Origin of the sequence: Nocardioides sp., from assembly GCF_035503875.1 — a bacterium.
Lineage (GTDB): Bacteria > Actinomycetota > Actinomycetes > Propionibacteriales > Nocardioidaceae > Nocardioides.
The window spans coordinates 1-21,644 of sequence record NZ_DATJTA010000072.1; the positions used below are offsets into that span (position 1 = coordinate 1).

A 21,644-nucleotide genomic window follows, 5' to 3' on the forward strand; every position below is an offset into this window, starting at 1 on the left:
CCGCTCCTACCTGTGGCGCGACACCTGCGCCGAGCTCGGCATCACCCCCAAGCGCACCCGGCCCTACCGGCCGCAGACCAACGGCAAGATCGAACGCTTCCACCGGACCCTGGTCGAGGGCTGGGCCTTCAAGAAGTTCTACAACTCCGAATCCGCACGAATAGCCGCTCTGCCAGCATGGGTCCACGAGTACAACCACCACCGGCCCCACTCGGCCATCGGCAAGCGCTCACCCATCACCAGGTTGGACAACCTGGCTGGGCATTACAACTAGGCGACCGTGCCCCCGGCCGGCCCCGCCTGCGGGCCGCGCACGAGGCGTCCGGGCAGCTCACCGGTGGCCTCGCCGTCGACGTACGTCTCGACCCCGGAGACGAACGTGTGCCGGTAGCCGTCGGCGCGCTGGAGCAGCCGCCGGCCGCCGGCGGGTAGGTCGTGGTGCATCTCCGGCTTGTGCAGGTGCATCCCGTCGAGGTCGACGACGAGCAGGTCGGCCTTGTGGCCCGGTGTGAGCAGCCCGCGGTCCAGCAGTCCCACGGCCTCGGCGGTCGCGCGGGCCTGCCGCGCGACCATCATCTCGACGGGGAACGTGCCGCGGTCGCGCACCCAGTGCTGCAGGAGCGTCGTCGGGAACGAGCCGTCGCAGATGGTGCCGACGTGCGCGCCTCCGTCGGAGAGCCCGGGGATGGTGAACTCGTGGCCCAGCATCTCGGCGCACCCGTCGAGCGAGCCGTCGACGTAGTTGGTGAACGGCAGGTAGAACATGCCGCGGCCCTCGTCCGAGAGCAGGATCTCGTAGGCCAGCTCCAGCGGGGTGATCCCGCGCGCGGCCGCGCGGTTGGCGATCGTCGAGGCGGGGTCCGGCTCGTAGTCCGGCGGGTCGGTGAGCTCGAACATGATCTCGAAGCGGTCCAGCAGGGCGCCGCCGATGACGTTCGCGGCGTCCACGATCCCCAGGTCGAGGATCTCCCGGCGCAGGGCCGGGTCCTGCATCGCGCGCGCCTGCTCGGCGACCGGCAGGTGCGAGATCCGCAGCCAGGCCGGGTTGGCGGCGAACGGGTTGAGCGTGCAGTCCAGGCCCATCAGGATGCCGATGCCGCGCGCCGCGACCTGGGCCCGCAGCCGCAGGCCGTCGGCGTTCGCCCGCACCAGGAAGGCCAGGGACTTCCGGAAGCGGTCGGGGTACGCCGGGCTCTGCGCCAGCGAGAACGACATCGGCCGGCCGGCCGCCGCGGCCATCGACGCGATCAGGTCGAAGTCGGTCTCGATCGTGTCGTCGTCCCAGTCGGTGACCAGCTGCAGCACGCCCTGGCCGGTCGCGCCGATGGCGCGGGAGATGGCGACCAGCTCGTCCCGCCCGGCGGCGTACGACGGGGTCAGCTCGCCGGCCCGGGTCTTGTGGTTGAGCGTCCGCGACGTGGTGAAACCGAGGGCGCCGGCCTCGATCGCCTCCGCGGCGAGCTTGGCCATCAGCGCGATCTCCTCCTCGGAGGCCTGCGCGTGCGCGGCGGCCCGCTCCCCCATGGCCCGCACCCGCAGGGCGGCGTGCGGCACCTGGGCGGCGAAGTCGAGGTCGTGCGGCCGGCGCTCCAGCGCGTCGAGGTACTCGGGGAAGGACTGCCAGTCCCAGGCCAGCCCCTCGGTGAGGGCGACGCCCGGGATGTCCTCGACACCCTCCATCAGCGCGATCAGCCGGTCGTGGTCCCGCGGGACCGCCGGGGCGAAGCCCACGCCGCAGTTGCCCATGACCACGGTGGTGACCCCGTGCCACGACGACGGCTGCAGCCGGCTGTCCCAGGTCGCCTGCCCGTCGTAGTGGGTGTGCACGTCGACGAATCCCGGGGTGACGAGTGCCCCGTCGGCGTCCAGCTCGCGGTGCCCGCGCCCGGAGACCCGGCCGACCTCGACCACCACCCCGTCGCGCACCGCCACGTCCGCGGACCGGGGCGGTGCGCCGGTCCCGTCGACGAGGGTGCCGCCCCGCACCACCAGGTCATGCTCGGCCATCGTGATCACCCTCCGGTCGGTAGCGCAGCAGCGTGGTGCCGCTGTCGGGGTCGTCGTCGAAGACGGGGACGACGCGCATGCCCACGCGCAGGTCGGCGGGGTCGACGCCGACCAGCTCGGTGCTCACCCGGGGCCCCTCGTCCCACTCGACGACGGCGAGCAGCTGCGGCAGGGCGTCGGACCAGGGCGGCGCGGTCGGGCGCTCGGCCACCGTGAAAGTGTGCAGCGTCCCGCGGCCCGAGATCTCCCGCCACTCCAGGTCGTCGGCGAGGGTGCCGGGGGCCAGCAGCCGCGGGTAGAACACCCACTGCCGCCCCGACGGGGACCACTGGATCCGGATCCGGCGCTCGCGCAGGCCGTCCCAGAACGGCTGGGAGACCGGCGTGGGCTCGGGCAGCGGCCGGGGCTCGACGGGTGACGGGGTCATCTCACGCTCCCTGCAGGAGCAGGGCGACCTGCTCGCTCATGATGCCGCCGTTACCGGTGACGAACGCCGTGTGGCAGTCGGCGACCTGCGCCTGCCCGGCGCGGCCCATGACCTGGCGTGCGGCGTCGACGACGTGGTGCATACCGCCCGCCATCCCCGCCTGGCCGAAGGACAGCTGCCCACCGGCGGTGTTGACCGGGAAGTCGCCGCGGAAGGTCAGGTCGCGCTCGGTCACCCACTGCATCGCCGTGCCCTTGGTGCAGAAGCCCGCGTCCTCCAGGCTCATCAGCACGGTGATCGTGTAGCAGTCGTAGATCGAGGCCATGTCGACGTCCTCGCGGTCGAGGCCGGCCATCGCGAAGGCGCGGTCCGCGGCCCGGGCGATCGGCGTACGCACCAGGTCCTCGGCGTACGTCGGGGTCTTGAACGCCACGTGCTCGCCGAAGCCGGCGATCCGCACCGGGCGGTGCCGCGAGCGGCGGGCCAGGTCGGCGTTGGCGACCAGCACCGCGGCGCCGCCCTGGACCCGCATGACGACCTCGAGCAGGTGGATGGGGTCCGCGATGACGGGGCTGGCCAGCACGTCCTCGACGGTCAGCGGCTTCCCGTGGAAGACCGCGTCCGGATGGGCGCAGGCGTTGGTGCGCTGGTCGACGGCGATCTTGGCCGTGGCCCGCGGGTCGTAGCCGAACTCGGCGGCGTACCGCCGTGCGATCTGGGCGTACGGCGCGTTCTGCCCGACGTTGCCGTACGGGATCTCGAACTCCGCCTGGGGCGAGCCGTACTTGCCGCTGGAGGCGCCGTACCAGGGCGGCGTCGCGGGCGCGGCGGCGCGGGACGAGCGCGGGAGCATCAGCGAGCCGGGGACGACGCAGAGCACGGCGTCGCAGATGCCGAGCTCCACGGCCGCCGCCGCGCGCCAGACCATGCCGGCCGAGGTGGCACCACCGAGGTCGACCCGCTCGCCGAAGTCCAGCGGCAGGCCGAGGTACTCCGACAGCGTCGCCGGCGCGAACATGTCGGACTCCTGGACACCGTGCGTGACCAGGCCGTTGACGACGGACGCCGGGAGCCCGGCGTCGTCGAGGACCAGCTTCGCCAGCCGGGCGTACTGGTCGAGGGTGAACATCGGCGGCCCGCACTGCTTCTTCTCCGCCGGCAGCTCGGCGATCCCGACGATCGCGGCCTCGCCGCGCAGCCCGGTCACGCGGCTCCCCCGGCTCCGCCGGCAGGCCGGCGCAGCGGCAGGGACACGGTGGCGCTGCCCGGCATCAGTACGTCGTCGCCGCGGCGGCCCGCGATCTCGAGGTCGACGAGGCCGCGGCCGTCCTCGACCCGGACCGCGGTGACCCGGCCGCCGAACGTCAGCGGCTGGCCGGGGAACGCCACGGCGCGGTTCTGGGCGGAGAACGAGACCAGCCGGCCGGCGCCGCCGATCCAGTCCGTCACGGCCCGCGCGAGCAGGGCCGACTGCAGCGGCCCCTGGACGAGCACGTCGTCGTAGCCCTCGCGGTCGCGCGCCCACTCCTTGTCGTAGTGGATGCGGTGGCCGTTGTAGGTCGCGGCGCTGAAGAAGAACATCTGGGTCTCGTCGACGACGACCTCCAGGTCCGGCAGCTCGTCGCCGACGGCGACGTCCTCGAGGTGCAGCTGCTCGGTCTCGACGGCGGTGCTCACAGGCCTCTCCTCACGGGCGCGCGATCATCGAGGTGGTGGCCTCGGCCACCAGCTCGTCGCGCTGGTCGGTGTACGTCGTGCGCCAGGTGACGAGCACGAACGGGCCGCTGCGACCCTGCTTCTGCACGATCGACTCCACCCGGCGCTCCATGGTCACGACGTCGCCGTGCCCGCAGTAGCGGTGGAAGGTGGTGCTCTCGCCGCCGGCCATCCGGCGGGGTGCGTCGGGGAAGGCCAGGTCGCCGGACACGGCCCCCGAGGAGCCGTCGGCGCGGAGCGTGTCGAGCGGCGTCACGCCGAGGACGGCGTACTGCAGGTAGAGCGGCGGGGCGACCACGTCGTCGTACCCCTGGGCGCGGGCGTGCTCGACGTCGAACCACAGCGGGTTCCGGTCGCCGACGGCGACGGCCCACCGCTGCCACTCGCGCCGGAGGACGTCCCCGGTCGCCGTGGCCACGAGCGCCCCCACCTGGGCGGCGGCCGCCTCCGGGACCAGGTCCTGCGTCTGCTGGGTCATCACTTCCCTCTCAGGCCGTCTCAGGCCGTCTCAGGCCAGCTGGTGGTCGGTCACGAGACCGCGCGCCACCAGGTCGTCGTACTCCTCCCGGGACCAGCCCAGGACGGTCAGGTACACGTGCTCGTTGTCCTCGCCGAATCCCGGGACCGGGCGGCCGAAGGCGAGGTCCAGGTCGTCGCTGCGCCACGGGTGCCCGGGGTAGCGGTGGGTGCCGATCGCGGGGTGGCTGCGCTCGCGCCACCAGCCGCGCGCCGCGAGGTGCTCGTCGTCGAGCAGCTGCGGCTCGCTGACCACCTCGGCAGCGGGTACGCCGGCGCGCTGCAGCGCCTCGACCACGTCCTCGGCCTCCTGGTCCGCGCACCACTCGGCGAGCGCGGCGCAGATCTCCGCGCTCCGGCTGCGGCGTACGTCGTCGCCCGCGTCCGGCCCGGGCAGCCGCGGGTCGCTCCCGAGGTCCGGGACGGTGTGCAGGCCGCGCCAGTCGCGGTCGTCGCGCACGGTGACGGCGACCCACCGGTCCTCGCCGGCGACCGGGACCACGTCCTGGACCACCCACGGGTCGGCGTTGCCGAGCACCGGCGGGTCCCGGTGGTTGAGCTGGTGGTCGAGGAAGAGCTCGCCGACCTCGGCCATCACGTTCTCCGCCTGCGCGAACTCCACGAGCCCGCCGCCCCCGGTCTCCTCCCGGTCCCACAGCGCGGCCAGGACGGCGAACCCGACGCCCGCCGGCGCCGCCTCGTCCATGTGGTAGTTCTCGCCGGCCGAGTCGGGGTCCTCGCCCTCGTAGCCGTCCATGGCCGCGATCCCGACCAGGCTGTTGAAGTTCGGCCCGTAGCCGAGGTAGTCGCTCATCCGCCCGGTCATGCCGAGCGGGGGCATCCGGACGACGACCAGGCGCGGGTTGACCTCGAGCAGCCGCTCGTGTCCGATGCCGAGCTTCTCCAGCACGCCGTTGGAGTTGTTCTCGACCAGCACGTCGCTCACCCGGACCAGGTCCAGGAAGGCGCGGTGGCCCTCCGGGGTGTCGAGGTTCATGGAGGCCGACAGCTTGTTGCGGGCGTGCCAGTTGAACAGCGCGGAACGGTCGTAGGGGCGCTCGCCCGGGTCCTTCTCGGGGTAGGTGCCACCGTGGTAGCCGGTCTTCTCGAATGACGCCTTGGTGACCTTCGACGACACCTGGCGGCTGAGCCGGTCGTTGCCCTCCACCCGGATCACCTCGGCGCCGAGGTCGCCCAGCAGGGCGGTCGCCCCCGGCCCGGACCAGACGACGGTCAGGTCGATGACCCGGATGCCCGACAGCGGCAGGTCCGCCGTGCTCATGCCGTCGCCTCCTCGGTCTCGCGGGCGGTCTGACGTGCGGCTTCACGGCGCACGTGGGCGCCGTGCTGGTCGAGCAGCGGCGCGGTGGCCCGGAGCCGGTAGCCGCGCTCCATCCGCCACGGCGGGCCGGCGTACTCCAGCCGCCCGGCGCGGGGGTGCTCGGCGGCGACGAAGGCGCCGCGCTCGCGGAAGTGCGGATGAGCCAGCACCTCGGAGACCGACAGGTAGGCGGTGACCGGGATCCGGGCCGCCTCGGCCGCCTCCATGACCTCGACCTTGGGCCGGGCGAGGATCCAGTCCGCGACGTGCGCGAGGAAGTCCTCGCGGTCCTGCCCCGCCACCGTCTGCCGGTCCAGGAACCGCTCCCGGAAGGTCTGGTCCTCGGCGCCGACGAGGTGCACGAAGCGGTTCCAGAACGCCTGGTTGGTCACGTAGACCATCACGAACCCGTCGGCCGCGCGGAACGGGCCGGTGAAGGTGGCACCGTGCCGGTGCGGGCTGCGGGCGCCGCGCGGCGCGGTGATGCCGGAGTACGACGCCGAGAGCAGGTACGACGCCCGGCGGTCGGCCCCGGCGAGCAGCACCTCCTGCCCGGAGACGTCGATGGTCGCGCCGCGCCCGGTCCGGCGGGCGCCGAGCACCGCGGCCAGCGTGGCCTGCCCCGCGCTGCGGCCGACGGTGTAGTGCTCCAGCAGGCCGGGCTTGCGCAGGGGTGCCCGGTGCGCCTGCCCGGTGGCGTGCATCGGCCCGCCGGCCGCCTGCAGCACCAGGCCGCTGGCCTCGTGGTCGCGGCGCGGGCCGGTCTGGCCGAAGGCGCTGATCCGGGTCACCACCAGCCGCTGGTTGAGCGCCCGCAGCACGTCGGGGCCGAGCCCGAGCCGTTCGAGGTGGCCGGGCCGGAAGGACTCGACCACCGCGTGCGCGTCGCGGACCAGCCCGAGCAGGAGCTCACGATCGGCCTGGTCCGTCAGGTCGAGCGCGACGGAGCGCTTGTTGGTGTTGAGGTGCAGGAAGAGCGCGCTGCGCTCGGGGTCCGGCACGTCGTCGGGGAACGGACCCCAGCGCCGGGTCAGGCTGCCCTCGCCCGGCTTCTCCACCTTGACCACGTCGGCGCCGAAGTCGGCGAAGAGCTTGGTGGCGTACTCCCCCGCGACCCAGCGCGACAGGTCGAGCACCCGCACCCCGGACAAGACCTGGTGGGATTCGTGGTCAGCCACGGCCGTTCGCCTCCTCCAGCCAGCGGCCGGCGACGTCGGGACCGCCGCCGAGGGAGCCGAGCAGGCGCGCCCGCTCCGACCACAGGTGCAGGTCGGTCTCGACGACGTAGCCCATGCCGCCGTGCAGCTGGTGCCCGTCGAGCGTCGCCCGGCGGTACGCCGTCGCCGCGTGCAGCACCGCGATCGCCGTCTCGCGCAGCGCGGGCCGGCCGCGCCCGTGCCAGAAGACCGCGCTGCGGGCCGCCAGCCGCGCGCCCTGCACGGCGATGTGGATGTCGGCGACCAGGTGCTGGGCGGCCTGGAAGGACGCGATGGGCCGGCCGAACTGCTCGCGGCCCCGGGTGTGGGCCACGGTCCGGTCGAGCACGGCCCCGGCCCCGCCGACCATGTCGACGCACTGCAGGGCGCGGACCAGCAGGGCCGCGCGGCGTACCCGCTCGAGCGAGAGGCCGGCGCCGCCGGGACCGGCGAGCACGTCGTCCGCCGGGACGCTCACGAGGTCCAGGTCGACCTGCTGGAGCCGGTCGCCGTCGCTCGTGGGCAGCGCGGTCAGCGCGACGCCGTCGGCCCGCGGGTCGATCAGCAGCCCGACGAGTCGGTCCGGCTCGCCGTACGTCCGGAGCGCGGCGGTCGCCAGCACCCGGTGGGCCAGGTCGGCGTCGAGGACGTGGTCGAGGCGTCCGCTCACGGAGACGGTGCCGTCGGCCATCCGCTCGGCGCGCAGCGCGGGCCGCACGTCGGCGGCGTCGTACGGGCTGGCCAGGGCGACCGCCCCGCGGAGCTCGCCGCGGCACAGCGCCGGAAGCACCCGTCCGCGCTGCTCGTCCGTCCCGAGGGCGTCGACCGCCAGACCGAGGTGGAGCGTGCTGAGCACGATCGTGGGACACAGCGCCCGGCCGGCCTCCGCGTACGCCGCCGCCAGGTCGTCGAGCGTCCCGCCGGCGCCGCCGACGTCCTCGGCGAACGGCAGGGCCAGCACCTCGGCCGCGACGAGCGAGGCCCAGAGCTTCTCGGGGAAAGGGTCGGCGCCGGGCGCGCGCAGCGAGCGGACCAGCTCCGGCGGGCAGTGCGTGGTGAACAGGTCGCGGAGGCTGGCGACGAGGTCGCGCTCCTCCGCGGTGACGACGAGCTTCACAGGTCTCCTCAGCGTCCGTAGGACGGCATGGCGTGGCCGCGTTGGGCGATGACGTCGCGCAGCACCTCGTTGGTGCCGGCGCCGAAGCGCAGCAGGGGCGCGATCCGGTAGAGCCGCTCGAAGCGGCCGTCGTCGGGCGCGGCCGGCGTGCGGTGACCCAGCAGCCCGTCCGGCCCGAGCAGGTCGAGCGCGACCTCGGCGATGCGCTGGCGCAGCTCGCTGGTGAAGATCTTCTCGGTGCTGACCTCGACGCTCGGGATCACGCCGTCGGCGAGCAGCGAGGCGGCCTCGAAGCCCATCAGCGTGGCGACCTCGACGTCGGCGTCCAGCTGCGCGAGGCGGCGGCGTACGGCGGGGTCGTGGGCGGGCACCTGCCCGTCGCGGCGGGGCCGGTCGGCCAGCGCGACCAGGTCGTCGACCGCCCGGCGCAGGTCGCCGGCGTTGGTGAGCGCGCCGCGCTCGAGGTCGAGGGCGCCGGTGATGTAGCGCCAGCCCCGGTCGACCTCGCCGACCAGGTTCGTCGCGGGCACCCGCACGTCGTCGAAGAACGCCTCGTTGGTGCGGTAGCCCGACCACGCGGTGAGCGGCCGGATGGTCACGCCCGGGTGGTCGATGGGCACGATGATGACGGAGATGCCGCGGTGCTTCGGGGCGTCGGGGTCGGTGCGGACGCAGAGCCACTCGTGGGTGGAGCGCTGGGCGCCGCTGTTCCAGGTCTTGGCCCCGTTGATCACCCACTCGCCGTCCTCCATCGTGCCCTCGAGGACGGCGCGGGTGCGCAGGCTGGCCAGGTCGGTGCCGGCTCCGGGCTCGGAGTAGCCGACGGCGCAGACCATCTCGCCGCGCGCGATCGGGGGCAGGAACTCGGCCTTGTTCCGCTCGGTGCCGTGCCGCATGATCATCGGCGCCACCGAGGTGACCGTCAGGTCCGGGCCGGGGACGCCCCAGTACTCGAACTCGCTGACCAGCAGGTGCTGGTGGACCGGGCCGAGACCGAGGCCGCCGTGCTCGACGGGCCAGTTCAGGCCGAACCAGCCCTTCTCGCCGATCCGGCGGCGGAACGCCGCCAGCTCGCCGTCCCGCTTCTCCAGGTCGTGCTCGGCCAGCTCGGCGCGCAGCGCCGGGGTGACGTGCTCGCGCAGGAACGCCCGGACCTCCTCCCGCCACGCGCGCTGATCGGCGTCGAGCTCGAAGTCCACCGGCGAATCCGCCTCCTCGTCAGTACGATCCGAACTATGTCTAATCGGCATATACAGTCAAGAGCACGGCGCAGACCCTGTCAACGGGGGTCTTACCGTGGCAGAGTGACCAAGCACTTGCTAGGTTTGCGGGGACGACGAACGGGAGGTGCGGCATGACCCTGGTCCAGGAGCGCGTCGGTACGACGGAGGATCTGGACGGCCCGCGCACGTCCGTGGTGGCCCGGGTGACCCGGATCCTCGACGTGTTCGCGCAGGCCCCGGGGCACCTGCTGCTGGAGGACGTCACGGCGATCGCCGGGCTCCCCCGCTCGACCACCTTCCGGATCATGGCCCAGCTCGTCGAGCAGGGCTGGCTGGCGCACGGCTCCCGCGGCTACCGGCTCGGCCCCCGCGCGCAGGGCATCGCGGCATCCGGCGAGCAGGACCACGGCCGCCTGCGCCAGGCCGCGGCCGGCGTACTCAACGACCTGCAGCTCGCGACCGGCTCCGTCATCCACCTCGGCGTCCTCGAGGGCGGCATGCTGGTCTACCTCGACAAGCTCGGCGGAGCGGCGCTGCAGACGGTGCCGTCCCAGATCGGCGGCCGGGTCCCCGCGGACACCACCCCCATGGGCCGCGCGATGCTCGCGACCCTGAGCCCCGAGCACGTCGACGCCCTGCTCTCCGCCACCGCCGACCTCCCCCGCCGCCGGCCCCTCGACCTGGACGACCTGCACACCCGGCTGCACGCCTGCCGCCGCCGCGCCGGGATCGACGTGGTGCTGCAGGCCGACCGCCGCAACATCGCCGCCCTCGGCGCGCCTGTGTCCGGCGAGAACGGCCTGCTCGCCTCCATCGGCATCGCCTCCCGCGGCGGCCGGGTGGTCCCCGAGAAGATGGCCCCCCTGCTGCTCTCCGCCGCCCGCCGGCTCACGCACGAGCTCGGCGGCGCGCCCCGGGGTGTCGCCCGACGATCGGCCACGCGCCGCCCGGCGTAGGCGCGGACCCTGGCCGCGGCACGCGCGCCGTACCGCCGCAATTGCGGCTGTAGGACAGGTCCGCGACGCCAGAGTGTGTCCAACGGCTGCAATTGCGGCCTCAGGACGGCCCGAGCAACCCCTCCGCCGGCGGCAGGTCGCTGACGCGACCGGTCCAGCGCGGCGGCCTGCGCTCCAGGTGCGCGCGGACGCCCTCGCGGACGTCGTCGTGGTCCATGAGCCGGCGGTGCCAGGCGGTCTCGAGGCGCTCGACCTCCGCCGCGTCGAGGCCGAAGGACGCCCAGAGCAGCTCCTTGCTGGCGGCGACGGACATCGGGGCGGTGTGGGTCGCCACGTCGCGTGCCCACTCCTGGGCGGCGGGGAGAACCTCGTCGGCGGGCAGCACCCGGCCGGCGAGGCCCAGCTCGTGGGCGCGGTGGCCGTCGAAGGTCGCGCCGGAGAGCAGCACCTCGGCCGCACGGGAGACCCCGATCATCCGGGGCAGGACCCAGTGCGACCAGGCGTCGCCGAGCACGCCGCGGCGTACCTGCACCACGCCGTACGACGCGTCGGCCGCGACGAAGCGGACGTCGCACTGCAGGGCCAGGGTCAGCCCGATCCCCAGGGCATGTCCGTTGACCGCGGCGATCACCGGCTTGCGGACCGCGAAGGCCGGGAAGCGCACGCCCGCGGCGCTGAAGTCCGCGTCGGTCCCGGCGAAGGTGGACTCCCCCGCGCTCAGGTCGGCGCCGGAGCAGAACGCGGGCGGGGTGCCCGTGAGCACGACCGCACGGATGTCGTCGTCGGCGTCGCAGCGCTCGTACGCCGCCGCGAGCTCCCGCCCCGTGGCGGCGCCGAAGGCGTTGCGCTTCTCCGGGCCGTGCAGCGTCAGGGTCGCGACGCCGTCGGCCACCTCGACCAGGACGGTGCTCACCGGAGGCTCACGGCAGGTACCCCGTGTGCACGACGGGCTCGGGCCGCGCCGGCTCGCCTGCCAGACGGAGGCCGGCCAGCAGCGCGTTGCGCAGCTCGCGCGGGTCGATGACCTCGTCGTACGTCGCGCTCGCGGCGAGCCGCCACGGTCCGGCCGCCTCGTTGGCAACCAGCGCCTCGCGGGTCTCCGCGTCGGCCCCCGAGGTCGCGCCGCCGACTGCCGCCGGGATCCCGCCGAGCATCGCGCCGGGGAAGGCCAGCGAGAGGGTCTGCCCTCCGAAGGCGTTCTGCCCCATCACCGAGCTGCCGAAGCCGAAGGCCTTGCGCACCGTCACGTGCAGCTTCGGCACCCGCGCCCGGTGCTGGGCGGCGAACAGCCGGGCGGCGGAGCGCAGGATGCCGGCCCGCTCGGACGCGCTGCCGGCGAGCACCCCGGGGTTGTCGGCGAGCTGCACGATCGGCAGGTGGAAGGCCGCGGCCCGCTCCACGAACCGCGCACCCTTCTCCGCCGCGGCGACGTCGACGGCCCCGGCCAGCACCTCCGGCTGGTTCGCGAGTACGGCGACCGGCCGCCCGCCGAGGCGCGCGAGGGCGGTGATCAGCGAACGCCCGTGCCGGGCCTGGACCTCCAGCAGCGAGCCGCGGTCGACGAGCTCCTCGAGCAGCAGGTGCATGTCGTAGGGCCGGCGGGGATTCGGCGGCACCACCTCGAGCACCCGCTCCAGCAGCCGCTCACCGGTGTCCGGGCCGGGCGCGGACGGCGGGTTCGACCAGGCGTTCGGCGGCAGGTAGGACAGCCAGCGGCGGACCGCCCGGAGCGCGTGGTGCACGTCGGGCGCGACCTCGTGGACCAGCCCGCTGACCTCGGCGTGCACGGCGCTGCCGCCGAGCTCCTCCTTGGTGACGACCTCACCGGTCGACGCCTTGACCAGCGGCGGCCCGGCGGTGAAGAGCGACCCGTCGCCGTCCACGAGGACGACGTGGTCGGCGAGCGGCGCCGCGAGGGCTCCGTGCCCGGCCGACGGGCCGGTCACCACGACGGCGGTCGGGACCAGCCCGGCCAGCTCGACCAGGGCCTGCAGGTCGTTGGGGGCCGGGCGGTGGACGGCGAGCGCGTTGGTCGCGCGGTGGCCGGCCCCCTCCAGGACCAGCACCAGCGGCACCCGCTCCTGGCGGGCCAGCGCGGCCAGCCGGGCCCGCTTGGTGGCGCCCGCCGTACCGATCGAGCCACCGGCGACGGTGAAGTCCTCGACGCCGACCAACACGGGTCGGCCGTCGACGAGCCCCGAGCCCGCCACGAAGGCGTCCGCCGGCGTCGACCCGTCACCGGCCAGCGTCCCGAGCTCGGCGAAGGTGCCCGGGTCGAGCAGTGCCGCCACCCGGGCGCGGGCGTCGAGGCGACCCGCGTCCCGCACCTTCGCCAGCTTCTCCGGGCCACCCATCGCCCGGGCCGCGGCCCGCCGACGCTCCAGGTCGGCCAGCAACGGCTCCCACTCCTCGCGATGCCCGGTCATCGCGTCACGACACCCGGACGGCGCGGCGCATGACCTTGCCGGTGGCGTTGCGGGGCAGCGCCTCCGAGGTCAGCGTCCAGCGGGTGGGCACCTTGTAGCGCGCGATCCGCGCCTGCACGTGCTCGCGCAGCTCCTCCGCGGTCGTCGTCGCGTCCGGCCGCAGCACCACGACGGCGGCGACCTCCTCACCCAGGTCGGGGTGCGCGACGCCGAGCACGATGCTCTCCCGGACGTCGGGGTGGGTGTCCAGGGCGTTCTCCACCTCGGCCGGGTAGACGTTCTCCGCCCCGCGCAGGATCAGGTCGGAACGGCGGCTGGAGATCCGCAGCTGGCCGCCCTCCATGGTGCCCAGGTCGCCGGTGCGGAAGAAGCCGTCCGGCGTGGTCACCGCGGCCGTCGCCTCCGGGTCGCGCCAGTAGCCGGTCATCACCAGCGGCCCCCGCAGGCAGATCTCGCCCTCGACGCCGTCCGGCACCCGGCTGTTCTCCGCGTCGCGCACCTCGACCTCCATGGTCGGCACCGGCCGGCCCACGGTGTGCGGGTTCGCCGCGAGGTCGGCGGGACCGGCGAGGGTCGCCGCGCTGGAGGACTCCGTGAGGCCGTACGTCGTCCCCAGGGCGCGGGCGGCGCCCGGCAGCACCTCGCGGATCCTCTGCTTGAGCGTGGGCGCCGACGGCGCGCTGTTCACCGTGAAGGTGCGCAGCGACGAGAGGTCGTAGCCGTCCAGTCCCTGCTGCTCCGCGTGCTCGACCAGGCGGCTCGCCATGGTGGGTACCGCCCCCCAGTTCGTGACCCGCTCCGCCTCGACCAGGCGCAGCACCCGGTCGATGTCGAACTTGCCGAGGTGGAGCACCGCGGTGTCGCCGACGACCAGCCGGATCACCGCGATGTTGTGCAGCGCGGCGATGTGGAACAGCGGGGTGGCCAGCAGCCCCCGGCGCGGCGGCGGCGCCATCCCGAGCTCCGTGGCGACCGCGTCGTTGAGCAGGTGGAACCAGACCGCGGCGATCACGTTGCGGTGCGAGTGGGTGGCCCCCTTCGGCCGGCCGCTGGTGCCGCTGGTGAACAGCACGACCGCCGGGTCGTCCTCGTCGACGACCGTGTCGAGGTCCGCGGGCAGCGCTGCGCCGGCGTACCGCTCGAGGAGCGCGGGAAGGTCCTCCTCGACGGAGAGCACCGGGATCCCGGGGTCGTCGAGGAGCGCCCGGCGGGGCGCGTCGGCCACCAGGATGGTCGGCTCGGTCCGCCCGAGGGCGTAGGCCATCTCGGGGCCGGCCCACATGGAGTTCATCCCCACGACGACCGCGCCGAGTGCCTGGGCGGCCCAGAACGTGACGATCCACTCCGGGCAGTTCGCCGCGCAGATCGCGACCCGGTCCCCGCGACCGACGCCGTACTCGGTGCGCAGGGCGGCGGCGAGAGCGGCCACGGCGTCCAGGTGCTCGGCGAAGGTGAGCCGGGAACGCTCGGTGACCAGGTACTCACCGTCCCCGTGCCGCGCGGAGTCGGCGAGCAGCCGGCCGAGGCTGCGCTGGCGGTGGGCGAAGACCTGCAGCTGCTGTCCGCGGACGTCCTCGACCCGGATCTCGAACGGCCGGCCGGGCGCGGTCAGTCGCGCCACGGCCTCGTCTCGGGTGGTCATGCGTGCACTCCTCGGCTCATCGGATGGTCAGCTGTCCGCCGTCGACGTTCCAGGCCTGGCCGGTGACCCAGGCCGCCTGGTCGCTCGTCAGGAAGACCACGGTCTGGGCGACCTCGCGCGGGGTCCCGGCACGCTGCAGCGGCACGGTGGTGCGGACGTAGGCGTCCCAGGCGTCGGCGTCCCGGTCGTCGAGCCGCGAGGTCTCGACCACGCCGGGGCAGATCGCGTTGACCCGGATCCCGGCGGGGCCGAGCTCCTTGGCCATCGACGAGGTGAGCGCCTGGACGCCCGCCTTCGACGCGGAGTACGCCGCGGTCCCCGGCCCGGCGAGCTTGCCCCCGATCGAGGACACGTTGACGATCGCGCCCGACTGCTCGGCGGCCCGGCAGTGGCGGGCGAAGGCCCGGCTCATCAGGAAGGTGCCGCGCAGGTTCACGGCGACCACGGTGTCCCAGGCGCCGGGATCGAGCTCCGTGACCGGGACCCGGTCCTCGCCGCGGGCCGCGGCCGCGTTGTTGACGAGTACGTCGACGCGCCCGAGCTCCGCGAGCACGCGCTCGTACAGCGCCGCCACCCCCTCCTCGGAGGAGACGTCGGCGACCAGCGGGAGCGCCCGGCGGCCGAGGGCCCGGACCTCCTCGGCGACGGACTCGACGTCGCGCCAGCCGGCCGCCTGCTCGTCCGCCGGATAGCGCTCGGGCGAGCGCCCGGTCCCGGTGACGACCACGTCGCAGCCCGCCCGGGCGAGCTCGACGGCGACCGCCCGCCCGATCGAGCGCATCCGGCCGGCGCCGGTGACGACGGCGACCTTCCCGTCCAGCCCGGTCAGCTCGTAGCTCATGCGCGCCGGGTCCGGTCGACCGCGACGAAGAGTCCGGTGGCCTCCAGGGTGCGCCGGCCGTCGTGCTCGATCCAGCCCTCGATCCAGGTCTTGCGGCCCTCCCGGCGGGCGACCCGCGCGTGCAGCGTCAACGGCTCGTCGAGCGGGGTGCGCGCCCGGTAGTCGATCTCCAGCCGCGCGGTGACCGCCGGCTGGTCCTGCGCCTGCATGATCAGGCCGAGCATGGTGTCCATCAGCCACGCCCCGACGCCGCCGTGCACGGAGTCCATCGGCCCCTCGTGCAGCGCGTTCGCCACCAGCGTCGCGTGCGCCTCGTCGGTGCCGAACTCGACCTCCAGCGGCACGCCCCAGGGGTTCATCGCGCAGATCCGGTACGGCAGGCCGGCCGCCCGCGCGATCCCGGGCGCCTCGAAGCCCACGCGCACCACCCGGTCCCGGCGGCGCTCGCCGAGCTCGGTCGCGAGGTCGTCGAGCACCGTCCGGGCCCGGAGCAGGGTCGCCTCGTCCAGGTCGGTGGTGGCGACGGCGAGGTTGAGCCGGTGCGTCGCGTCCACCAGGTCGAGGACGGCGGCGCGGTGCCCGGCGTCCAGGTCGACGGCGTACCGGGTCGGCGCGGTGGGGGTGGACGTCATCTCAGAGCCTCTCGATGATGGCGCCGGTCGCCATCGCCCCGCCGGTGCAGATGGCGACGAGGGCGAGGGTGCCGTCGGTGCGCTCCAGCTCGTCGATCGCGGTGGCGATCAGCCGGATGCCGGTCGAGCCGACCGGGTGGCCGAGGGCGATGGCGCCGCCGTTGACGTTGAGCCGCTCCGGGTCGACGCCGTGCACCTGCGCGAAGGACATCGGTACGGCGGCGAACGCCTCGTTGACCTCGACCACGTCGATGTCGCCGATGCTCATCCCGGTCCGCTCCAGCAGCCGCTCGCCGGCGCGCACCGGCCCGTCGAGGAGGTACGTCGGCTCCGCACCGATCAGCACCTGCGCCCGGATCCGCGCCCGCGGGCGCAGGCCGAGCGCCCGCGCCCGGTCGGCGTCCATCACCAGCGCGGCGGTGGCGCCGTCGGAGATCTGCGAAGCGGTGCCGGCGGTGTGGATGCCGCCCTCGCGGATCGGGGCGAGCCCGGCCAGGGCCTCGGTGCTGGTCTCGCGCAGGCCCTCGTCGCGGCTGAAGGTGCTGCCGTCGGGCAGGGTCACGGGCAGGATCTGCCGGTCCAGCCGGCCCTCGCTCCAGGCCCGGGCCGCCCGCTGCTGGGACTGGAGGCCGAACGCGTCGACCTGTTCGCGGGTGAAGCCGCGCCGTGCGGCGATCCGGTCGGCGGCCTCGTACTGGGCCGGCAGGTCGACGCTCCATCCGGGCGGGCGCGGGACGCCGTACGGGCGCTCCTCGCCGGCCAGGTTGGCCAGCAGCGGCACCCGGGACATCACCTCGACGCCGCAGGCGAGGCCGGCGTCGATCTCGCCGGCGGCCACCTGGGCGGCCAGCAGGTGCACGGCCAGCTGCGCGGAGCCGCACTGCGCGTCGATCGTGGTCGCGCCGGTCTCCTCGGGCAGTCCGGCATGCAGCCAGGCCATCCGCGACACGTTGCCGGACTGCTCCCCGGCCTGGGTCACGCAGCCGCCGACGACCTGGTCGACGAGCGCGGGGTCCACGCCGTTCCGGTCGAGCAGGCCGTGCTGGGTGCGGGCGAGCAGCTCCACGGCGTGGAGGCCGGCCAGGGCCTTGCCGCGACGGCCGTAGGGCGTGCGAGCGGCGTCGACGATGACGGGGGTCGGCATGGTGGTGGCTCCCAGGGACGGGTCGGACGGTCGGGACTCCCGGACGCTAATCGCGCGTCCGGCCGCCGGACCGGAGATTCCCGCTCAACGAAACCCGCCCCGGCCGGGATCAGGCCGCCGGCGGGAACAGCACGACCGCCACCTCCACCGCAACGTCCACCGACGCCTCCACCGCCCGGGCGGCCAGGTCCGCGAGGTCGCCCGCGTCCTCGAAGGAGACCAGGCTCCCCGCTGGGAGTGTGTGGTCGCCCCGCACGAGCGCGCCGGCCAGGATCACGACGTACCCGGCCTGCGCCGGCAGCGCGTCGAGCCGGAGCTCCTCGCCGGCGCCGAGCCGGGCGCCGTACGCCCGGGCGCCGCGGCCGGAGCGGGCCAGCTCGACGAGCCCGGCGCCGGGCTGGAGGCGCTGGTCGAGCGCCACGGTGAAGTGCTCGCCGCGGCCCGCCATCCGGCGCCGCTTCTCCCGCTCCTCGGGCATGTAGTTGAGACCCGTGGTCGGGTCGCGGCGCAGCGTCAGGTACGAGATGCCGACCGCCGGGTCGGTGCGGATCGGCCCGTACGACGTGAAGGCGTCGGTGTAGTGCACGACGCCCCGGCCGGCGGCGTCCCGGCCGATCGAGCCCGCGCCGCCGACGACGACCTGGAACTGGTCGACCTCGTGGAAGTGCGCGCGCAGCTCCGCCGCCTCCTGCTGGACGAGGTAGGCCTGCTCCCCGGGAGCCACGGCCGTGTGGCTGCCCAGGTAGTCGGTCATCACGTAGCGGGCTCCGGCGTGGCCCCGAACCACGGGGCTGGTCTCGGCGGGGGTGACGGTGCGCATGCTCCTGTGTGGCACACCCCACCCCCGCCGCGGAGGCCGTTCCCGTCCACCGGGACCGCCTCGGCGTGCTCAGCCGGTGGACTGGACAACCCCCTATTTGGGGTACGTCGCGCCCCTCCAGCCCCTATGGTCCCAACAGTCTGCTCGGAGGTGACCGGTGTGACGACAGGACCATTCGCGACGACACGACAGTCCCAGACCGCTGGCGGCCCGGGCCGTGATCACCTGCCCACCCAGCGCCGCAGCTCGATGCGCGGTCGCCGTCAGCGCCAGCGTCGCCAGGAGCAGTTCTTCGAGTCCGTCTCGCAGCGCAGCAACGACCTCGCGGTGGTCCTCGACAAGCCGGGCCAGATCGTCTACGTCTCCCCCAGCCTCACCGGCATGCTCGGCTACAGCGTCACCGAGGTGCTCGGCGCCGAGGCGGCGACCTTCGTCCACCCCGACGACCAGGTCGGCCTCGAGAGCTGCCTGCGCAAGGTCGCGTCCGGAGGCGGCGCCGGCACCCGCCTTCGGCTGCGGGACCGCGGCGGCGCGTGGCGCTGGTTCGAGGGCGTCGTCAGCAACATGTTCGACAGCGCCGTCGGCGGCCTCGTCTTCAACCTGCGCGACGTGACCGACCGGGTGGCGGCCGAGCGCGCCGTCCGCGCGTCCGAGGAGCTGCACCGGGCGATCGCGGACCGGTCCACCGAGGGCATGTGGGTGGTGCTCGCCGACGGCACGACCTGCTACGCGAACGACCGGCTCACCGACATCCTCGGGATCGACGCGGCGGGCCTGGACGAGACCCTGCTCGGTGTCCTGCTCGGCGACGTGCCCGTGCCGCTGCGCTCCGCCGGCCGGGACGGCGGCGCGGACGTGCCGCGCGCACGCCGCGAGACGACGTACCGGCTCCCCGACGCCACGGAGCGCGTGCTCCGCGTGGCCGTGACCACCATGGAGCAGGTGGCCGGCGTCGGCGGGCCGGCCTTCCTCATCCTCGTCGACGACGTCACCGACGCCCGGCGTCTCGAGCTGCAGATGCAGCGGGCCGTGCTGCACGACACCCTGACCGGGCTGCCGAACCAGGCGCTGCTGCTGGACCGCCTCCAACGGGCCCTGGCGCGCAACCCGTCCGACACCGCGGCCCTCTTCGTCGACCTCGACGACTTCACCGTCTTCAACGAGGCCTGCGGGCACGCCGTCGGCGACCAGCTGCTGGTGGCCGTCGCCGAGCGGCTGCGCGGCTGCGTGCCGTCGACCGACACGGTGGCCCGCTTCAACGGCGACTCCTTCGTGTTCGTGTGCGAGCCCGCCGACGAGGCCCGTGCGACCACCCTGGCCGCCGCCGTCGCGTCCGCGCTGAACGAGCCGTTCCGGATCGACGACCACGTCCTGCACGTCACCGCCTCCATCGGCGTCGCCGTCTCCCCCGCCCCCTCGGCCCCGCACCTGCTCCGCGACGCCGGCGCCGCGATGCGCGCGGCGAAGGCCGCCGGCCCCGGCAGCGTGCGGTTCTCCGACGCGGAGCTGACCAGCCAGGCGCAGGAGGCGTTCGAGATCGGCTCCGATCTCTACCACGCCCTCACCGAGGAGGCCCTGCACCTGCACTACCAGCCGATCGTGGACCTCGGCACGGGCCTGGTGGTCGGCGTCGAGGCGTTGGCCCGGTGGGACCACCCGACGCACGGCAGCATCCCGCCGAGCCGCTTCGTGGCCGTGGCCGAGCGCACCGGGCTCGCGCCGGACCTCGACCGGTGGGCGATCCGTACGGCGCTGATGGACGCCCACCGGCTGCGCCAGCTGGGCGCCCTGCCCCGCTCGGCGTACGTCGCGGTCAACCTGTCGGCGCGCAGCCTCACGTCGCCGGGCCTGGAGTCCTACCTGACCACGTGCACGAGCTCGAGCGGGATCGACCCGAGCGGCGTCGTCCTGGAGGTGACCGAAGGAAGCGTGATGACCGCGCCGGAGGCGGCCCGGGCGACCCTCGCCGGCCTGCGCGAGCGGGGGTTCCAGGTCGCGCTCGACGACTTCGGCACGGGGCACAGCTCGCTGGCCCACCTGCGCAACCTGCCCATCTCCATCCTCAAGATCGACCGCAGCTTCGTGGCCGGCATCGCCGACGACCACCAGGACCTCGCCATCGCCCGGACGATCGTGAAGCTGGCCCGGACCGTCGGCCTGACCGTGGTGGCCGAGGGCGTCGAGACGATCGCGCACGCCCGCCAGCTCGCCGTGATCGGATGCGCGACCGGTCAGGGCTGGCTGTGGAGCCCGGCGATCTCGCCCGAGGAGGCGGCGGAGTCCGGCGTCTTCACGGGCAGCTACGGCGGCTGGCAGAGCCGCCGGCGACGTACCGGCTGAGCGGCCTCAGCCGCGCAGCACCCGCGCCCCCGGTGCGTCGTTCGTCCCGGCCATCGACGTCATCCCGGAGCCCGTCTGCTTGGCGGCGTACATCGCCGCGTCCGCCTGGCGCAGCAGGTCGGCGACGTCGTGCGGCGGGGAGAGCGCCACCCCGATGCTCGCCCGCACGACGAGCCCGCCGCTGGACAGGTGGATCGGCTCCTCCAGTCCTTCGTGGATGCGGGCCGCCACCCGCAGCAGGGCGACCTCGTCGGCCTGCTCGCACACGATCGTGAACTCGTCGCCGCCGAAGCGGCCCACGGTGTCGGTGGACCGCACCGCCCGGCGCAGCCGCCGCGCGACCTCCACCAGCACCGAGTCGCCCACGGCGTGGCCCTGGGTGTCGTTGATCGTCTTGAACCCGTCGAGGTCGAGGAAGAGCACCCCCACCCAGCCGCTCGCGGCCCGCCGCTGGCGCGCGGCCGCCATCCGGAGCCGGTCGTGGACGAGCTGCCGGTTCGGCAGGCCGGTGAGCGGGTCGTGGAGCGCCAGGCGGCGCAGCTCGTCCTCGGTGCGCCGGGCATCGGTCACGTCCGCGACCCGCAGCAGCCAGCGCGGCTCGCCGCTGGCGTGGAGCGAGGTGCGGGTCGTGTGCAGGAGCCGGATCGAGCCCGCCGGATGCCGGTAGCTCGTCTGCTGGTGCTGGGGGCCGGGCTCGAAGTCGCTCGGCACGGGACCGAGGCCGAGCAGGGCGTGCAGATCGGTGCGGTCGAGCTCCGCCGGCGCGCGACCGAGCAGCTCGGCCAGGCGCGCGTTGGACATCACGGCGGTGCCGCTCGTCCCGGTGACCGCGATGCCCTCGCCGGCCGCCTCGACGATCGCCTTGTAGACCGCACCGTCGATGCCCCGCACCTGCGGTGTCTTCTCGGGCGGCGGCGCGGGAGCGGGGGCCTCGCCGCTGTCCGCCCGGACGATCACGGTCAGGCCCACGACCTCCCGACGGGTGCTGCGCATGGCCCGCAGTGACACGGCAGCGTTGACGACGGATCCGTCCCGCCGGCGGCGACGGGTGACGTAGCTGGGCACGTCCTCCCCCGCGAGGACCCGGGTCACCGGCGAACCCCCCGGTCCGTCCACGAAGTCGGGGAGCAGCTCGAAGATCGACCGGGACACCAGGTCGCTGGGCGTCCAGCCGAGCACCGACTCGGCGGCCGCGCTGGCGTAGACGATGTCCCGGGCCGGGTCCACCAGCAGGAAGCAGTCGGGCGTCGCGATCATCGTGTCGCCTGGCGACATCCGGTCCCCCTCCCAGACCCCCGAGCTCCCCTACCCTCGCGCGGC

Annotated in this window: 20 protein-coding genes; 3 read left to right on the top strand and 17 right to left on the bottom strand. The window is 74.5% G+C overall.

Annotation, left to right across the window (positions count from 1 at the left end; genetic code table 11):
• Window positions 1-274: integrase core domain-containing protein (locus VMF51_RS16790; RefSeq protein ID WP_325475602.1), on the top strand; the 274-nt coding region annotated here is incomplete at its 5' end.
• On the opposite strand, the gene VMF51_RS16795 is transcribed toward VMF51_RS16790, so the two are convergent.
• Genes VMF51_RS16795 through VMF51_RS16835 form a run of 9 tightly spaced genes read right to left on the bottom strand, consistent with a single transcriptional unit; the run spans window position 271 to window position 9,499 of the window.
• Window positions 271-2,007 carry an N-acyl-D-amino-acid deacylase family protein gene (locus tag VMF51_RS16795; protein ID WP_325475603.1) on the bottom strand — a complete coding sequence of 579 codons (1,737 nt, stop codon included), beginning with the start codon at window positions 2,005-2,007 and terminating at the stop codon, window positions 271-273. The two genes, VMF51_RS16790 and VMF51_RS16795, sit on opposite strands and share 4 nt — an antisense overlap.
• A complete protein-coding gene (locus tag VMF51_RS16800; protein ID WP_325475604.1) occupies window positions 1,994-2,434 on the bottom strand; it encodes a Zn-ribbon domain-containing OB-fold protein in 441 nt (146 codons plus the stop codon). The genes VMF51_RS16795 and VMF51_RS16800 overlap by 14 nt, the downstream gene beginning before the upstream one ends.
• A 1-nt stretch (window position 2,435) precedes the next feature.
• Entirely contained in the window at window positions 2,436-3,641 is a 1,206-nt protein-coding gene (locus VMF51_RS16805) for a thiolase family protein (RefSeq protein ID WP_325475605.1), read from the bottom strand.
• Entirely contained in the window at window positions 3,638-4,111 is a 474-nt protein-coding gene (locus VMF51_RS16810; protein ID WP_325475606.1) for a MaoC family dehydratase, read from the bottom strand. Before VMF51_RS16810 ends, VMF51_RS16805 begins: the two co-directional genes overlap by 4 nt.
• Window positions 4,112-4,121: 10 nt before the next feature.
• Window positions 4,122-4,628 carry an FAS1-like dehydratase domain-containing protein gene (locus VMF51_RS16815; RefSeq protein WP_325475607.1) on the bottom strand — a complete coding sequence of 169 codons (507 nt, stop codon included), beginning with the start codon at window positions 4,626-4,628 and terminating at the stop codon, window positions 4,122-4,124.
• A 30-nt stretch (window positions 4,629-4,658) separates the two neighbouring features.
• Entirely contained in the window at window positions 4,659-5,948 is a 1,290-nt protein-coding gene (locus tag VMF51_RS16820; RefSeq protein ID WP_325475608.1) for a CoA transferase, read from the bottom strand.
• Complete coding sequence (locus VMF51_RS16825; protein ID WP_325475609.1) at window positions 5,945-7,165, bottom strand: CoA transferase; 1,221 nt, start codon at window positions 7,163-7,165, stop codon at window positions 5,945-5,947. Before VMF51_RS16825 ends, VMF51_RS16820 begins: the two co-directional genes overlap by 4 nt.
• The gene (locus VMF51_RS16830; protein WP_325475610.1) at window positions 7,158-8,300 is read right to left on the bottom strand and encodes an acyl-CoA dehydrogenase family protein; all 1,143 of its coding nucleotides are present in this window, start codon (window positions 8,298-8,300) and stop codon (window positions 7,158-7,160) included. The genes VMF51_RS16825 and VMF51_RS16830 overlap by 8 nt, the downstream gene beginning before the upstream one ends.
• An 8-nt stretch (window positions 8,301-8,308) precedes the next feature.
• Window positions 8,309-9,499 (bottom strand): acyl-CoA dehydrogenase family protein, encoded by a 1,191-nt coding sequence (locus tag VMF51_RS16835; protein WP_325475611.1) that lies wholly within the window; start codon window positions 9,497-9,499, stop codon window positions 8,309-8,311.
• Window positions 9,500-9,654: 155 nt separating this feature from the next.
• On the opposite strand from VMF51_RS16835, the gene VMF51_RS16840 reads away from it, so the two are divergent.
• Complete coding sequence (locus VMF51_RS16840) at window positions 9,655-10,479, top strand: IclR family transcriptional regulator (RefSeq protein WP_325475612.1); 825 nt, start codon at window positions 9,655-9,657, stop codon at window positions 10,477-10,479.
• A gap of 100 nt (window positions 10,480-10,579) precedes the next feature.
• On the opposite strand, the gene VMF51_RS16845 is transcribed toward VMF51_RS16840, so the two are convergent.
• From VMF51_RS16845 to VMF51_RS16875, 7 genes are all read right to left on the bottom strand, one after another.
• The gene (locus VMF51_RS16845; RefSeq protein ID WP_325475613.1) at window positions 10,580-11,392 is read right to left on the bottom strand and encodes an enoyl-CoA hydratase-related protein; all 813 of its coding nucleotides are present in this window, start codon (window positions 11,390-11,392) and stop codon (window positions 10,580-10,582) included.
• Between the two features lie 7 nt (window positions 11,393-11,399).
• A complete protein-coding gene (locus tag VMF51_RS16850) occupies window positions 11,400-12,905 on the bottom strand; it encodes an acyl-CoA carboxylase subunit beta (RefSeq protein ID WP_325475614.1) in 1,506 nt (501 codons plus the stop codon).
• Window positions 12,906-12,909: 4 nt separating this feature from the next.
• Window positions 12,910-14,547 carry a class I adenylate-forming enzyme family protein gene (locus tag VMF51_RS16855; RefSeq protein WP_325475615.1) on the bottom strand — a complete coding sequence of 546 codons (1,638 nt, stop codon included), beginning with the start codon at window positions 14,545-14,547 and terminating at the stop codon, window positions 12,910-12,912.
• Window positions 14,548-14,563: 16 nt separating this feature from the next.
• Entirely contained in the window at window positions 14,564-15,388 is an 825-nt protein-coding gene (locus VMF51_RS16860; RefSeq protein WP_325475616.1) for an SDR family NAD(P)-dependent oxidoreductase, read from the bottom strand.
• Window positions 15,385-16,020, bottom strand: a complete 636-nt coding sequence (locus tag VMF51_RS16865; RefSeq protein WP_325475617.1) for a PaaI family thioesterase — start codon at window positions 16,018-16,020, stop codon at window positions 15,385-15,387. The genes VMF51_RS16860 and VMF51_RS16865 overlap by 4 nt, the downstream gene beginning before the upstream one ends.
• Window position 16,021: 1 nt before the next feature.
• Window positions 16,022-17,164, bottom strand: coding sequence for a steroid 3-ketoacyl-CoA thiolase (locus VMF51_RS16870; RefSeq protein WP_325475618.1), 1,143 nt, complete (start codon window positions 17,162-17,164; stop codon window positions 16,022-16,024).
• 109 nt (window positions 17,165-17,273) lie between these two features.
• Window positions 17,274-17,984 carry a hypothetical protein gene (locus VMF51_RS16875; RefSeq protein WP_325475619.1) on the bottom strand — a complete coding sequence of 237 codons (711 nt, stop codon included), beginning with the start codon at window positions 17,982-17,984 and terminating at the stop codon, window positions 17,274-17,276.
• 159 nt (window positions 17,985-18,143) lie between these two features.
• Here VMF51_RS16875 and VMF51_RS16880 point away from each other — a divergent pair, with 159 nt between their 5' ends.
• Window positions 18,144-20,324, top strand: coding sequence for a sensor domain-containing protein (locus VMF51_RS16880; RefSeq protein WP_325475620.1), 2,181 nt, complete (start codon window positions 18,144-18,146; stop codon window positions 20,322-20,324).
• Between the two features lie 6 nt (window positions 20,325-20,330).
• Here the strand turns inward: VMF51_RS16880 and VMF51_RS16885 are convergent, their stop codons facing one another.
• Window positions 20,331-21,599 (bottom strand): diguanylate cyclase domain-containing protein, encoded by a 1,269-nt coding sequence (locus VMF51_RS16885; RefSeq protein ID WP_325475621.1) that lies wholly within the window; start codon window positions 21,597-21,599, stop codon window positions 20,331-20,333.
• Window positions 21,600-21,644: the final 45 nt, after the last annotated feature.

Coding starts and splice junctions, on each gene's coding strand:
- VMF51_RS16850 (WP_325475614.1), bottom strand. CDS start 12,905: ATGACCGGGCATCGCGAGGAGTGGGAGCCGTTGCTGGCCGACCTGGAG.
- VMF51_RS16840 (WP_325475612.1), top strand. CDS start 9,655: ATGACCCTGGTCCAGGAGCGCGTCGGTACGACGGAGGATCTGGACGGC.
- VMF51_RS16815 (WP_325475607.1), bottom strand. CDS start 4,628: ATGACCCAGCAGACGCAGGACCTGGTCCCGGAGGCGGCCGCCGCCCAG.
- VMF51_RS16855 (WP_325475615.1), bottom strand. CDS start 14,547: ATGACCACCCGAGACGAGGCCGTGGCGCGACTGACCGCGCCCGGCCGG.
- VMF51_RS16800 (WP_325475604.1), bottom strand. CDS start 2,434: ATGACCCCGTCACCCGTCGAGCCCCGGCCGCTGCCCGAGCCCACGCCG.
- VMF51_RS16885 (WP_325475621.1), bottom strand. CDS start 21,599: ATGTCGCCAGGCGACACGATGATCGCGACGCCCGACTGCTTCCTGCTG.
- VMF51_RS16795 (WP_325475603.1), bottom strand. CDS start 2,007: ATGGCCGAGCATGACCTGGTGGTGCGGGGCGGCACCCTCGTCGACGGG.
- VMF51_RS16865 (WP_325475617.1), bottom strand. CDS start 16,020: ATGACGTCCACCCCCACCGCGCCGACCCGGTACGCCGTCGACCTGGAC.
- VMF51_RS16860 (WP_325475616.1), bottom strand. CDS start 15,388: ATGAGCTACGAGCTGACCGGGCTGGACGGGAAGGTCGCCGTCGTCACC.
- VMF51_RS16870 (WP_325475618.1), bottom strand. CDS start 17,164: ATGCCGACCCCCGTCATCGTCGACGCCGCTCGCACGCCCTACGGCCGT.
- VMF51_RS16875 (WP_325475619.1), bottom strand. CDS start 17,984: ATGCGCACCGTCACCCCCGCCGAGACCAGCCCCGTGGTTCGGGGCCAC.
- VMF51_RS16820 (WP_325475608.1), bottom strand. CDS start 5,948: ATGAGCACGGCGGACCTGCCGCTGTCGGGCATCCGGGTCATCGACCTG.